14 protein-coding genes, 1 tRNA gene and 1 pseudogene are annotated in these 14,624 nt (G+C 36.7%); 8 read left to right on the forward strand and 8 right to left on the reverse strand.

Going from position 1 to position 14,624, the window contains the following annotated elements; translation table 11 throughout:
- The first annotated feature begins 116 nt into the window (after positions 1-116).
- The 8 genes from IPJ16_16285 (at position 117) to IPJ16_16320 (ending at position 5,715) form a co-directional block, all read left to right on the forward strand.
- Positions 117-1,484, forward strand: a complete 1,368-nt coding sequence (locus IPJ16_16285; GenBank protein MBK7628728.1) for an alpha-L-fucosidase — start codon at positions 117-119, stop codon at positions 1,482-1,484.
- 70 nt (positions 1,485-1,554) lie between these two features.
- Positions 1,555-1,638, forward strand: a tRNA-Leu gene (locus IPJ16_16290).
- Between the two features lie 111 nt (positions 1,639-1,749).
- Positions 1,750-2,571, forward strand: a complete 822-nt coding sequence (locus tag IPJ16_16295; GenBank protein MBK7628729.1) for a hypothetical protein — start codon at positions 1,750-1,752, stop codon at positions 2,569-2,571.
- Between the two features lie 84 nt (positions 2,572-2,655).
- A complete protein-coding gene (locus tag IPJ16_16300) occupies positions 2,656-2,949 on the forward strand; it encodes a helix-turn-helix domain-containing protein (protein MBK7628730.1) in 294 nt (97 codons plus the stop codon).
- Positions 2,950-3,108: 159 nt separating this feature from the next.
- Positions 3,109-3,678, forward strand: a complete 570-nt coding sequence (locus tag IPJ16_16305; protein ID MBK7628731.1) for a RepA protein — start codon at positions 3,109-3,111, stop codon at positions 3,676-3,678.
- Between the two features lie 18 nt (positions 3,679-3,696).
- A complete protein-coding gene (locus IPJ16_16310; GenBank protein ID MBK7628732.1) occupies positions 3,697-4,524 on the forward strand; it encodes a toprim domain-containing protein in 828 nt (275 codons plus the stop codon).
- Between the two features lie 168 nt (positions 4,525-4,692).
- Positions 4,693-5,433, forward strand: coding sequence for a ParA family protein (locus tag IPJ16_16315; GenBank protein MBK7628733.1), 741 nt, complete (start codon positions 4,693-4,695; stop codon positions 5,431-5,433).
- Between the two features lie 3 nt (positions 5,434-5,436).
- A complete protein-coding gene (locus IPJ16_16320; protein MBK7628734.1) occupies positions 5,437-5,715 on the forward strand; it encodes a hypothetical protein in 279 nt (92 codons plus the stop codon).
- Positions 5,716-5,927: 212 nt separating this feature from the next.
- On the opposite strand, the gene IPJ16_16325 is transcribed toward IPJ16_16320, so the two are convergent.
- The 8 genes and pseudogenes from IPJ16_16325 to IPJ16_16360 form a co-directional block, all read right to left on the reverse strand.
- The gene (locus IPJ16_16325) at positions 5,928-6,263 is read right to left on the reverse strand and encodes a single-stranded DNA-binding protein (protein MBK7628735.1); all 336 of its coding nucleotides are present in this window, start codon (positions 6,261-6,263) and stop codon (positions 5,928-5,930) included.
- 494 nt (positions 6,264-6,757) lie between these two features.
- Positions 6,758-7,243: a JAB domain-containing protein gene (locus tag IPJ16_16330; GenBank protein ID MBK7628736.1), complete on the reverse strand. Its 486-nt coding sequence runs from the start codon at positions 7,241-7,243 to the stop codon at positions 6,758-6,760.
- A gap of 478 nt (positions 7,244-7,721) precedes the next feature.
- On the reverse strand, positions 7,722-8,561 hold the full coding sequence (gene larE / locus IPJ16_16335) for an ATP-dependent sacrificial sulfur transferase LarE (protein MBK7628737.1): 840 nt from the start codon (positions 8,559-8,561) through the stop codon (positions 7,722-7,724).
- Positions 8,562-8,629: 68 nt separating this feature from the next.
- Positions 8,630-10,651, reverse strand: coding sequence for a hypothetical protein (locus IPJ16_16340; GenBank protein MBK7628738.1), 2,022 nt, complete (start codon positions 10,649-10,651; stop codon positions 8,630-8,632).
- A 19-nt stretch (positions 10,652-10,670) separates the two neighbouring features.
- On the reverse strand, positions 10,671-11,756 hold the full coding sequence (locus IPJ16_16345) for a tellurite resistance/C4-dicarboxylate transporter family protein (GenBank protein ID MBK7628739.1): 1,086 nt from the start codon (positions 11,754-11,756) through the stop codon (positions 10,671-10,673).
- Positions 11,681-13,262: pseudogene (locus IPJ16_16350) on the reverse strand (NarK/NasA family nitrate transporter). The gene IPJ16_16345 and the pseudogene IPJ16_16350 overlap by 76 nt, the downstream one beginning before the upstream one ends.
- 20 nt (positions 13,263-13,282) lie before the next feature.
- Complete coding sequence (narI, locus tag IPJ16_16355; protein MBK7628740.1) at positions 13,283-14,005, reverse strand: respiratory nitrate reductase subunit gamma; 723 nt, start codon at positions 14,003-14,005, stop codon at positions 13,283-13,285.
- Between the two features lie 9 nt (positions 14,006-14,014).
- Positions 14,015-14,623 (reverse strand): hypothetical protein, encoded by a 609-nt coding sequence (locus IPJ16_16360; GenBank protein ID MBK7628741.1) that lies wholly within the window; start codon positions 14,621-14,623, stop codon positions 14,015-14,017.
- Position 14,624: the final 1 nt, after the last annotated feature.

Below are 14,624 nucleotides of genomic sequence, written 5' to 3' on the forward strand. Positions count from 1 at the left end.
GTCTCTCTGTGTCTTCTCTGTGCATCTCTGTGTAAAAAAAATTAAGAACTTACACAGAGGAAGCACAGAGGAAACACAGAGTTATATTGGTTACATTAACAACTAGTTGTGTCCGAATGAAGAAAACATTTATCTTTCTGCTATTAGCACTCCTGACGCTTATCGTGGGTGGACAGGGGAATGACCTCGATAAAGGACAGGTTGGTTATATTCCTTCAGCTGAAAACCTTCAGAACCGTGAATGGTTCAGGGATGCACACTTCGGAATGTTCATCCACTGGGGAGTTTCAAGCGTACTCGGCAGGGAGATCGGATGGGCCCTGTCCGGTAAAGATGTAAATGACTACAGGGAAAACATTCATAAATTCAATCCTTCAGAATTTGATGCCGCTGCAGTAGTAAAACTGGCCAAAGATGCCGGAATGAAATATATCACATTCACAACCCGGCATCATGACAGTTTCAGCATGTTCGACACAAAATATTCCGATTGGGGAATAATGAATACCCCTTATGCCAAAGACGTCCTGAAGATGCTGTCCGATGAATGCCAGAAACAGGGGATCAGGTTATTCTGCTACTATTCACTTACAGATTTCTACCGTCCCGATTACTGTCAGGGAAACACAAAAAAGGGCACAGGGATAACCGGCGAATGCAACTGGGAAGAGTATATTCAGTTTATGAAGAATCAGTTAACAGAGATTCTGACTAATTATGGTCCTATCTACGGGATCTGGTTCGACGGACACTGGGATCAGGTTCAAAGACTGAGCAATAAACAGAACGGTAACCAGATCCGGAAATGGGGTTATGATGAGATTTATAAACTTATACATGAGCTTCAGCCTGGTTGCATGATTGTAAACAATCACCACCTGTCAACCTTTCCGGGTGAGGATTACCAGACATTTGAAAGAGATCTACCCGGGAGTAATACCGGAGGCGGGTATTCAGCAGATGCTGTTATTTCAAAGGATCTTCCGCTTGAATCGAACGACATAATCGGCAAAAGCTGGGGATATGTAACAAATGATACAATTGACAGATCGGTAAAAGAGCTGGTTCATTTACTTATCAGGTCAGCCGGACTTGGCTCTAATTTCCTGTTGAATATTGGTCCGACACCAGAGGGCAATGTCAGGGAAGCGCATAAAGAGAGACTGCTTGGGATGGGGAAATGGATGCAGACCTATGGCGAGACCATTTACGCTACAAGGAAAAGCATCATGTCGCCCTCAGACTTGGGTGTAGCGGTAGAGAAAGGAAATAAAGTTTTTCTGCATATAATTAATCCTGAAAAGCTTGATAAGGAACTTACTTTAAATAATTTCCCCTACAAGGTCAATAAGGCTTTCAGATTTGAAACTGGCAAAAAATTAGAAGTGAGGGCAGATAAGGCTTCATCATCTCTTAATATTAAAACCGGAGAACTTAATTCAGAGCTTATTGACAATGTAATTGTATTGCAAGTGTCGAAATGAAGGACCGCAAAGCACTTATTATTTGCATCAATTGATTTTTATTCTAATTTTGCACTTCTGAAATAATTCTGCCCGGATGGTGGAATGGTAGACACGCAGGACTTAAAATCCTGTGACCATTGCGGTTGTGCGGGTTCAAGTCCCGCTCCGGGTACAGAAAGCCTCGATTTATCGGGGCTTTCCTCATTTAGTAGGTGCAAATCAGGTGCAAATTTTTATTTTGTAAAAACTCTAAATTGACTTATTTTTAATAATGAAAGTCAATATGAGTAAACCGCAATTTAAAGAGCTACTTGAAGAGTATATCTTAAACCTCGAAAAGGATTATGATTCTAATCAAACAGGGAACAGTAATCATCCTACTTACTCTCTGATTAAAAATACCTACCAAAAGATTGAAGACAAATATTATTATAAGAAGTTAGGCTTCACCCTGATATACTTCTTTTTCTGCGTAATATATATAGCAATAACAATTGCCTTCCCTTCTCTCCCATTGGAATTCTTCATAGTATCCCCTTTTATGATCTTATTTTTCTTTTATATAGTAGTAACCAAACTTATTAAAACACCAGACTTAGTTGATATTATAAGTTTAGGAGATAGGATCTTACTTGTAAGAGAAAAAATAAAATACTATGATTTTGATTACCTTGAAGTTAAAGAAATGATAATTGACATCGATAAAATTTGCCATTTAGAAAGAATGGCATACTTAAAAAAGTACTATCAATTAATGAAACCAACATTTAATGGTAATAAGAATAAAAACACAAATTATGAATCAAATCCTGTTGAAAGATTGATTGCAATTGATCAAATTATTGAGACTACAAAAATTCCTTTACAAAATGAAGAAAGAGCTTTGTTGCTTTCTTGCATCCTAAGAATTAGTGATTCAGATTTCCCAAATGTAAAAACGACATTGAATGTTATAAACAAAATCAAGAACAAAGAAGAGTTGAAGGACAATGAGTTAAAGAAGGTTGAAGCGATAAAGGAGTCACTACGAAACACTATAACGATTCTTCAGGTCGCTACAAAAAATACTGAAAATTTGTTTAATACATTGGATAAAACTACTTAAATACAAAGTCATTTCAGACCTGAATTTGACTTAATTAGATAAGATATTGTCATTTTTTTGTACTGAAACTAAAATCAAGACCAGATGGATAATATCATTATAGTTAATCCCAACGATTTTTGGGATAAGCATCGGGAAATTACAAAGCAAGTCATAAGGGAAGAATTAGATAAAGAGAGTCCTCAGAGAGAAAACGGCGAAGATATCCTGGTTATTGAAGATGTGTGCAAACTCCTCAAAAAGTCAAAACAGACTATCTACAACTGGATGGATGCAGGAATAATAAAAGGCCATCATATAAATGAAAGTCTCTTCTTTTTTCGAAGTGAAATAATTGATCTTCTAAAGGGCGGTATTAAAGAATATAAGAAGAAGTGACGTAACTTTCTCATAATCAGTATAGCAAAAGTATCTATGAGATACTTTTAAAGTATGCACTAGATACTTATAAGGTATTTATTTTAACCTAATCAGATACTTTTCAGGTATATAGAAGTTGTGTAAAAAGTATCATTTTATTGTAAAAAAGTTACTTGTATGAAATATATCCCTTTAAATAAATTCCCGGAGTATGACGAAAATCCTTTCATGGAAAATGCTCTTGAGGAGATAAACAAACATTCAATTCAGAAGAAAGTATTTGTCAGAGGGAATAAATCAGTATTTAACCATGTAATAAACGACAATGGAGAAATTGTTGCACATAGCGCATTTTTGCGCACAATTGAGGTAGATGAAAGTCAATTCGTTAAAGTCTACCTAAGCCGGTTTGCAGCTTTCTATGATCTTAATAAGGCTGCAATGAAGGTGTTCGGCTACATTCTTACAAAATGCGTAATACCCAATAAGGATATTTTATATATAGATTTTGGCGAAGCAAAGGATTTTACAGGCTATTCTGCAAATAATATAATTCGTGCCGGATTGTCTTGTCTTGTAGAACAGGGAATTATTGCCAGGTCAACAAATCCTTATAAATACTATATGAATCCATTAGTTGTGTTTAATGGCGACAGGATAACGTTTGCAGATTCTTATATTAAGAAGAAAAAAAAGATTTCTGATTCAAATAAGAACCAATTATCAATTTGGTCAGCGGAATTATGAATTATTAATAGTTTGGGTATGAACTGTAACGAAGCCAAAAAAATTGACATAATTAGTTTCCTTGCAAAAAATGGAATTAATCCTGACTATAATCAAGGCGTCAACTATTGGTACAAATCTCCTCTCAGGGATGAAAATAATCCTTCCTTTAAAGTAAATTCTTATAAAAATCTCTGGTTTGACTTTGGAATCGGAGATGGCGGAGATATCATCAAACTTACAAGCTTGCTTTTTAAGGTTGATAGTTCGAATGCGTTAAAGATTTTATCTGTGAACCATTATTTTAGTCATCAAAAAGGCTTATATGAGGCAGATTCAAAGGTATTAATCACTAATGTAAAAGAAATATCAAATATTCAGCTAATTAACTACTTAGAATCACGGAAGCTAAATCTTAAACTGGCAAAAGAGTATTGTAAAGAAGTTTCATTTATTCTTAATGATAAAAACTTTTACGCTATTGGATTCCAGAACGAATCAAAAGGGTATGAACTCAGGTGCAAATATTTCAAAGGGTCCAGCTCTCCTAAAGATGTGACTCAAATTAAGAATAATGCTGATAAGCTCTTAATATTTGAAGGATTTATAGATTTCCTATCATGGTTTAGTTGCAAACTATTTTTTACTGGAAAGCATGATTACTTAATTCTAAATACTCTTTCATTCCTGAACAAAGGTAAAGCTTTGATAAAGGAATATAATGAAGTGTTACTCTTCCTGGATAATGATGAAGCTGGTAAGAAGGCTACTGCTGAACTTATTGGATCTAGTCTTTCTAAATGCATCAATATGTCCACGGGTTATTCAGAATTTAAAGATCTTAATGATTCATTATTAAGAAGATAAATAGTCGCACTTTCATCTTAGTATGCTCAACGTTTCTGGTATTTTAAGTAAATTATATAATATTTTTAAATATTTATAATATTTTATTATGTTATAATATTTAAAATATATTATTTTTATGTAATATTTATAATATTCACAATATTTGCACTTTTATAAAGAGAATAAATGAAGAAAATAGTTATTGCTAATCACAAAGGTGGAGTTGGAAAAACCACTTCATCAATAAACATTTCTGCCGGGCTCGCAAAAAAGGGAAAAAATGTACTTATTATAGATGCAGATCCTCAATCCAACCTTACAGAGAGCTTTGGCATTTTTGATCCCGTTAAAGATTTATACGTTTCTTTCAGTAAAGGAGAACCGCTACCAATAATAAATGTCAAAAAGAATTTATCCATAGTCCCAAATTCTTTGAATTTCTCAGGAATAGAATTGGAAATTGCAGGAAGAATGCCAAGAGAGATTATACTAAAAGAACTTATGACAGGGCTTGACAAAACTTATGACTACTGTATAATAGATTGTCCTCCCTCACTTGGCTTAATTACCCTTAATGCCCTGGTTGCTGCAGACGAGGTCTACATACCAATGGAAGCTGAATTTTTGGCATATAGGGGAATTGATTCGATTGTTGGAATTATAAATCTGGTTAAGAAGCACTTTAACCCTGGACTTAAGATAAAAGGAGTATTTTTCACAAAATATAATGAGCAAAGGGTTCTTACCAAAGAAATTAAAAACCAGATTAAAGGATATTTCGGCGACAATCTTATGAAAGCAGCAATAAGAGTTAATGTAGCACTGGCCGAGGCTCAATCAAGTGGGAAAGATATATTTGAATATGACTCTAACAGTAACGGGGCAAAAGATTATATGAGCCTGGTAAATGAAATTATAAAAAATTAAGTCATGGCAAAGAAGAACTTTGATAACCTCACTAAGAACAGTCACCTGGGTGGAGGTTTAAGCAACCTGATTCCGGAAATGAACAATGAGCAGGAATCGAAAAAACCTAAGGTAGTTTACAAGGATGTTCCCAAGACTTTTCTAATGGTACTCGAAGATTATGAATACCTGCAAACCTATTCAAGATACATGGCTTTTCATAGCAACTCCAAATACCCCTTAAAGAGGTCCCTGAGCGATGCTATTAAGTTACTAAGGGAAGCTCACCCGGAAATACAATAGAATAAAAAAAGGCCCCTGAGATTCATTTTTCAGGGGTCTTTTTTCCTGGAGTAAAAAGAAAGAGGTGGCAGATGTGAAAGTTTATAATGTGAAAGTCAATGTCTGCAATACAACCATGATCGAGTGACCGGGTTTATGCCACCTCTAATGTTCTAAGGTAAAATAATTTTAGGGTTTAAACAAAAAAAAGGGGGGTGTATACCCACCGAAATTTACTTTTCTTCAGTTTTTACCTTACTTTGAAATTCTACTGTATCAACTGTACAGGTAAGAACCGCAATTGCTTTCTTAGCATCTTCTTTGTCGATGTAAGCCCTTGCTGAAACGTCGCCCTGTATGGTAACTTGAGTTCCAACTTTAAGGAAAGGGAAAACTTTTTCACGGTTCCATAGTGAACACTCGAACCATGTTGTTTCAGTGACTTTTTCACCGTTTTTAGCTGTGAAGTGTTTATCACAAGCAACGTTAAAGTTAAGAACTTTAGAATCACCAACCTGCGCAACTGGCTTCACTGAGCGAATGTTGCCTGTAAAAATTGTTACGATCATAGTAATAAATTTTTAAGTAAATAATAATATAATGCTGTAAACCAGCAATTTTACGTGAAGTGCAGCCTACAAGAATAAATAAGGAAAAAAGGAAACGCAATAAATAACATAGTGGCTTTATGGCGTAGTCTTTTGAGCGGGGCGGCATGTATTGCATTGGCCTCCATTTTAATCGTTAGGTTAAATTTATGGAAAAATCTGGTTAAATGACCATGAGGCTTAGCCGAATACCGCTATTCCTTAATTTGATTTTAAGTAAAAGCTGGCTGAAGCGTTCCCCCTGCCGAGCGAGGATCACACAGCGAGGAACTTTTCAATTCACAAAGGGTGCAAAAGGAAAGTAGTTTTCAATTTGTAGCCTTCTTCATACAAACTGAAATCTCCTTTTTAGACAAACATTCTTTATCTTCTGTGTTTGGCTAAAAACCTTGTGTAGGCAAAGCCTGCCTTTATTGATCTTTAAACACAAAAAAATACCCCGAAGGGTATTAATTTTATATCTGACCTTCGTCAGCAAAGCTTCTGTAAAGATCTCTTTCAGGAGTGAGGATAATATGATCGAGGAGTTGAATGTCAAGGAGATTTCCAGCCTCTTTTATTTTATTTGTTATTTTCAGATCGCTCTCGCTTGGATTGCTATTTCCTGAAGGGTGATTATGAGCGACGATTATTCCTGAAGCGTTAGCCTTGATGGCATACTGGAAAATCAGCCGTACATCAGTTACTGTGCCGGAAAGTCCTCCTTCAGAGATCGTGGTAATTCCAAGGACCTTGTTTGCCCTATTTAGCAGGAGCATCTTAAAAGACTCCTTATGTTCAATTGAGTTTTGATTCCAGGAGTCGAAGAAGATCTTGTGTGCATCCCTGGAACAACTAACTACAAGGCGCTCCGAAGGTTTAACTTTAGTCACGTAGGTAAGAGTAACTTCTGCTACATGAAGAAAATCGATTGATTGCTGGGTGGACTGTGTGTTTTTCATAATACGATAGAATTAAGTTAAACAAAGTTTTTACCAGCGGACGAAAGCCAGAAGGACTAAATAAGTGCAAAAGGAAACGGAATAAATAGTGCAACGGTTTTATGCCGTAGTCTTTTGAGTGTGTTGGATGTTTGCGGGTATCGCCATCGTTTTAGGACTTATGGCTAACTTTGTAAAAAACTTGTTTATAGACGTGAGCCTAGGGCGAACACCACTTCTGAATTATGATTTTAGTCGTGTACCATTGTACCGATCAAATCATCGCATTAGCGCTATGAAGGGTTTAGAACACACAGAAACTTTTTCAGCTTCGAGGCTTCCGAAGCGAAGCGAAGCCTGCAATATAGCGACACGGGAATAAATAATGTGATAGTAGAGAACACCACTTCAGTGAAATGCCCTTGAAATTTAAATGTTTATAATATATCTAATAATTCTAATACATTATTTAAATATAATATCAACCCAAATTAAAGTGCTAAGCATTATTCCATGGTCCTTTCTCATAACCTTGTTTATCTACTTGAGAAAGTACCTCATTCATTGAACCAGTTCTGTATCCCGTCAAATCAATTGTTATATACGTGAACCCTGATTTCTTACATATCTCTTCGAGTTGACTCTTTAAACCCCAGGCTTTATCCATTTCAGAAGGAATAAATTCAAGACGAGCAAGATTGTCATGGCTTCGTATTCTAAACTGAGTAAATCCTAGTGTTCTGAATTCAAATTCTGCTACCGCAAGTCTGTCAAGCTTCACTTTTGTTATCTTTTCACCATAAGGAAAACGCGAAGCGAGACATGCATAAGACTGTTTGGTGGCAGTTGGGAGATTTAATATTTTTGAGAAATGACGGATATCTCCTTTAGTAAGTCCCGAATCTGCCAAAGGAGAAATTACACCTTTTTCCTTCTTTGCTTTCATTCCCGGACGAAAATCTTTAAGATCATCAGCGTTACTTCCATCAAAGACAACTTCAAAACCTTCTTTTTGAGCTATAAATTTAATTTTACCGAACAGTTCGTTCTTACAATAATAACATCTGTCAGGCGGATTATCTGCGTAACCGGGAATATCAATTTCTTCAGACACAATTATCCTGTGTCTTATGCCGAGCATTAATGCAAGAGACTTAGCTTCCTCAAGTTCATAAAAAGGGTAGGTACTTGATGTGGCAGTAATCAACAACAATTTGTCTCCATAAACATCTTTTGCCATTCGGGCAAGAAACGTACTGTCGACTCCCCCTGAGAATGCTATGACCGCACTTTTATATCTGCCTAAAATGTCAAGAAGTTTAATACGGTTTTCTTCCATATTTCAAAAAATTAAGTTTTCCTTATTTAGATAGCTATAATTGATTACAAAGAAGTATAAATATTCATTTACTCGATCTCACTTTTTAGCTTGCATAATGAATGATTCCATAAGACATCATGCATAAATGAAGGAAATATGATTTTGAGGAATTGGCTGGAGAAATTGAATCCGACGAAAATAGATAATAATTGCTCACCATTAATTTCCTTATTTTCTTTTTTAAATCCATCGATTTCAAAAAGTAATATTCCACCTCGTCCGAATCCATCGAGAATCTCATAACGAATAGATTGACCGGGGATAGCATTTACAAGACGGAGGTTAAATGAAAGTGGTTTTAAGAAAATATTATAACGAATTATACTACCGGGTTCATTAGGTTCACCTGAAATTCTGCTCACCTTAATAAATCTTGGATTAAAATATTTCCTGCCATTATCCCCAAATTTACCTAATTCACTGAAGATCTTATCCTTGGGAGAGCTTATTCTGATCGTGTACATGCTTTTAAAATCCAATGATTTTATCTCCTTGCTATTCCAGAATTCGTTTATTATCCTTTCTGTCTTCTCTTCAAAAAGCTCCTTTGCGACACCGGTGGTAAGTCTGCTGAAATTACCCCATTTCAATCCAAATACTAATTCAGTAAAAGAATTGCGTAATGTGATAAAGAAACCGCCATATATTATTGACCATAGTGCAAAAGGGTGATACATATTTAAGATGATATTTCTATAATTGTCTTCTCCGCTTGCTATGTTCCAGAGTATTTTTTCAAGTTTCCTGTTCTTCCTTGCCTGTGTCTTCCTTTCAGTGATAACAGCCTGATAAATTATCCTGCTGAACAAAGAGTTGTTAAAGCATACTCTTATGAAAATAAACACAAGTTTCCCCAGTTTGTTATTTATCTTATATTTTCTTATAACTGATATATAACCAGCTTTCAAGCTTTTTTTATCAATGCCTCCTGAAAGGATCACCTCCGCAATTTTTACTGATATTTCATATGCAGAACCTATACCGTCTTTATACAGATTGGAAGTAAACATATCACCAATAACTACAATTCTGTCTCCAAATGGTTCTTTTGCCACTCCTGTAGTCATAAATGGACTACAAACACAAATATTCTTTAATTTTAACCATTCCGGAAGTATGTTTTTAATATGGGGCAGGTGCATGAATTCATCTATTATCCGAAGGTTATCCTTTGGTTTTGCTTTATCGATGCATTTTCCAATTAAAACAACGGTAATATATTCTCCCTTGGGCACTATTGAGATCATCTCCAGTTTCAAGTTAGGGGAACCATGTAAAATAAAATAAAGTTCTCCCTTAATCTTTTGAATGAAATCATCATTTCCCATGGAACTTAATTCAAAAATGATGGTTTTTCTAACCTGGGGAGGCTCGAACCCTGGTATAATCTTCTTTAGCCAGGAGACAGGATATTCTGTTTTATCCGGTCCATGACCTAATTTGCCATTCACCCCACCTGCAAACGCAACAAAATCTGTTTCTAGTTCCAGAGTATTGCCGTTATAACTTACAATAATTTTGCCCTCCTTGGAGTACCTAAGGTTAGTAACTTCAGCATTGATTATATTCGCCCCTTCCTTTGTAGCACTACTCAGCAGAAAGTTATCAAAATTATAATTGCTGTCAGTCCTTCCTTTTGGTCTGGATCCTCTGTAAACTGACTTAATATCTCTTAATACATCAAGAGATATTGTTTTCCAATCGGCAAATACATTGATAATTTCAGCAGTATCCAATATAATCTCGGGAGGCAAATCGAGCCCAAGGTCAGTTAAGGCATCACAGACTCTCGGGCTTAATCCTCCTGCACAATAATTGCACTCTCCGATGGAGCATTCATTAACAGTTTGTCCCTGGATACTCAATGTCGGTTTCTTTTCAAGAATGAAGACTTCAATTTTCCTGCCCAGCTTTTTAGCTTTTCTTAAAAGATTCAGAGCGAAAAATGAACCTGAAGGTCCGCCTCCGATTATGACCACTTTCGAACCATCGATCAGCTTCAATGTTTGGTAAGAATTTCCGGGAGGCTTTAAAATATCGAGGTTCATGACTGATTTTATATTTATGTTATATCTGTTTCTTGTCAGGCAGAGTATCATAACCTGATTTGAAATGTCCAGGAATTAATGATCGTACCAGTCCTGTGAAAGTTATAAGCCATGACACAAGCGCGATATAAATAAAAATGTCATATATCCAGTGCAGAAAAGGTATATTTAATGCTTCAGCCATCCGGTATGTGGCAACGGTATACATTCCCTGAGGAAATACTGCCCCCCAATAAAGTGCGTCATATTTCAAAGGATATTTTTTGTAGACATGTCTCCAGATTGCCAGTATAAAAAGCATTGGGATCCACCATGTACCTGTAGCCCAATAGAATACCGTAAAACCTTTAAGAAAAGGGAGCAGCGATTGCAGAAAAGGTGCATCGGGGGAATTGATTATTAATACAGACCCGGCAAGAGTGGAGATGGCCATTGCGCCCATGTTGATCCAGTACGGAGGAGCAAGGTCTCCGGGAGAAAATTTAAAAAATGTATAACGATAGAATATGAGGGATATCATCCATATATAAAACATGCCTCCCCATAACCACATTGAGAGCGCAAAAAAGTTAACTTCTACCCTGTATGGCTGCTGTATATGAGAAGCAACCAGAGCACTGAGTATTGCAACCGACTGAGTGGCAACAATGGCGGTAAGCCAACCTCCTGATATTCCTTTATCAAGAGTGGGTTTATCCTGTTTGATTGTCAGGGAAGTGAATATTGAATAGGTTAAAAATATCCACAGTAAAACTCCAGTTATCAATAATATCAATGCCACATTAAAGATATCATACATCAATATATACTGGGCTCCTAGAACACAAGTCCCGGCAACTGATGTAAAAAAACCCGGTCCTTTCTGATGGTCAGTCAAATCGTTTACCACTTCCCCCAGAAACCAGATCAGACGCAGAATGGTCAAAATCCATAAGATGACAAAGAAAACGTTATTCAATAAGAACAAAACATTCGCAATAAGATTCAAATCCATTAAGTGCGAAGCAATGGAGATGATTCCGGTAGCCATTACAAGTGCAAAATAGGCAGGAGAAAGATTCTTAATTCCCGTTTTTGTTTCAAGCATGATGTGTCCAGAAAGCATTGATTTAGACTTTTAGTTAAGTAAGGTAGCTTTGCTTGTAATATTCTTAATGGCAATGCGTTGCAAAATTATGCAAATTGCTGCCAACACTGCAAGGAACATCCAACATGTAGTCCAGACTCCTGTTGTTTTCAGAAGATAACCAAATAAGATAGGACCGAAAAATCCTCCAAGCCCTCCAATGACGCCTACTATCCCCCCCACTGTACCCATATTGGCAGGATAATAATCTGAAATATGCTTAAAAACAGCTGCACTTCCTATTCCCATCATTATACCAACCATAAAGATAAGAACCATTAATATCCACTTATTGGCCTGAAAATAAATATGAGTAATTCCCTTAGCCAGAAGTTGTCCTTTGCTTACTGTATCACCTGCTCTTACATTAGGTTCATGCCGGAATATTGCAGTAGGAAGGAATAAAAATCTTTCATCTTCATTGTTGATACCGAATCTGATAGTAACCTCGGAAGAATCACCTGTTTTGTTCTGAAGAAAATATATATCCTCACCCACCAAAATCTCACTTCCGGAGACAGAAGTTACTGTACCCGGTTTTGTTGCCATAATTCCCTGGCCAGGAGTCTGGATTTCGGTTCTGGGTACAAACAGAAAGAACAGGCAGACTATTGAAACACCAAATACCCACAATAGAACTGTGCGTGCACCAATTTTATCGGCGAGCCAGCCTCCTGCAGCCCTTACTAATCCGGCTGATAAACTAAACGTGCTGGCCATGAATCCAGCCGATACAATAGATAATGAATAGACGTTTACATAATATGGAATGAGCCATTGGGCAAGAGCAACAAAACTCCCGAAGGCAAAGAAATAATATAGTCCGAACCGCCAGACTCTTGTTTCTTTCAAGGGCGATAACCGCTGACCCATTGTTTTTGAATCTTTTGGTTTTCTGTTTTGTGTTCCTAAAAGAAAAATTACTCCAACTATTATAAGCATTATAGCATACAATTTCGGCAAAGTACGCCATGCTTCAATATAAGCACCGTCTTTTGTTAGCATATTGAGAATGGATGGTGCAAAAAGAGTGGTGAGAGCAGCTCCAATGTTACCGGCACCAAAAATACCCAATGCTGTACCTTGTCTTTCTTTGGGATACCAGAGAGATGTATATGCCACACCGGCAGCGAATGAAGCTCCTGCTATTCCAAATCCGAAACTGAGCAGAAGAAAAGTAGTGTAGCTGTCTGCCTGTGACAGTAAGAACATAGGAATAGCACTGAAAAACAAAATTGCCGACATCACCCATTTGCCTCCGAATTTATCGGTAAGGATTCCTACCGGCAGCCGCAAAATCGAGCCTACCAATACCGGAACGCCCAACAGCCAGCCAATCTGAACCGGGCTCCATTTAAATACTCCTTTACTGACAAGGAATGTAACCAATACTCCATTTATCATCCATGCAGCAAAACAAACAATGAATGCAAGAGTGTTAAAGAATAAAATCCTGTGAGCTTTTCCGCGAGATTCTGATTCCATTGCTGATAAAATTTATTCAATTAATTATTGATTGGCTTAACTCCTTCGCGTGTGTTTTTGGATGCACGCATCTCCTTCTGGTCTCGGTTCCAGATTACAAGCTGATAATTACGCCATAAATAAAATACGGGATAAACCAGAAAGTGCATCAATCTTGTAAAGGGGATTAATCCGATAAAAATGAATGCTGATATAGTATGAATTTTGATAAACAATGGCATCGTGGTTATTACTGATATGTCGGGTGAAAGTATTATCAGCGATCGGAGATATGGAACGAGTGATGATACAAACCAGCTTGTGCCCCAACGGTAAAAGTAAGCGACTAAGAGACCAGTAACTACCTGAATTCCAATAACAGAATAAACTATCAGGTCCATTGATGAAGTAACAGAATGAAGTCGTTTTACCTTAATTCTTCTTATAATCAGCAACACGAGCCCGGCAAAAGTTATTAAGCCGAAAGCAAATGCAGTAATCTCTATGATCATAAGCCCGGAAGGCATTGCAGTCAGAAAAATTATACTCTTTGGCATTAAGAATCCGATTAAATGGCCAATAAGCAGGACTACTATACCTGAGTGAAAAAGCCGGCTTCCCCAGAATAACATATTTGATTCGAGGAATTGTGATGAATGACTGGAGACCGAATAGCCATAATATTTTATACGCAATATGCTGCCGATGATAAAGATAAGAACAGCTGCATATGGTAATCCAATAAGAAAAAACAGATCTGTCATAGTCAGGTTTTAATGTTTCTTATTATTCATTTTGGTGAAGTCCATTCCACAAGCGTATATTCCTGTAGATTCGATCTCTTTCTGGTTTATTATATAGGGTTCCAAAATGGAGTTACAATAACTGCTTTCAAGAACCATAATAAGGACTATTATTAAGTTCCTATAGATGTTCTGGTCAGTTCTGAAGTTTTCAAGCATATGTTTTAATGCCGGGAGCAACATTATAACTACCAGTTCTTCCCTGAATTGCAGATCCTTTATTTTCGGAATCAGTGTAAGAACGTTCGGCAAATGATCAGGAAACTCAGTGCCACAGTTATTTTCTGCCTTCAGTTGTTCACTTTTCATGTTTAGGAGAAATTGCCCTCTCTTAGACTCTTCTCCGAAAAGTACATAGCCGACATCAAGGTAGCATGTCGCATTGACATCGAATGTATTAATATAATATTCCTGAAGCTCAGAAATAGGTTTGAATGTAAAATGCTCTTTAACAGGTAAAAAAAGTTCAGTTGTCTTGAGCCCATATTCATTAAGTTCAGAATGGAGTAAATCAACCACCTTCCTGAAATCTCTGTCGGGGTAGCAAAATAGCTGAGCAATATGACTACAAACCTGCATA

The organism is Bacteroidales bacterium (genome assembly GCA_016709865.1).
Classification (GTDB): domain Bacteria; phylum Bacteroidota; class Bacteroidia; order Bacteroidales; family VadinHA17; genus LD21.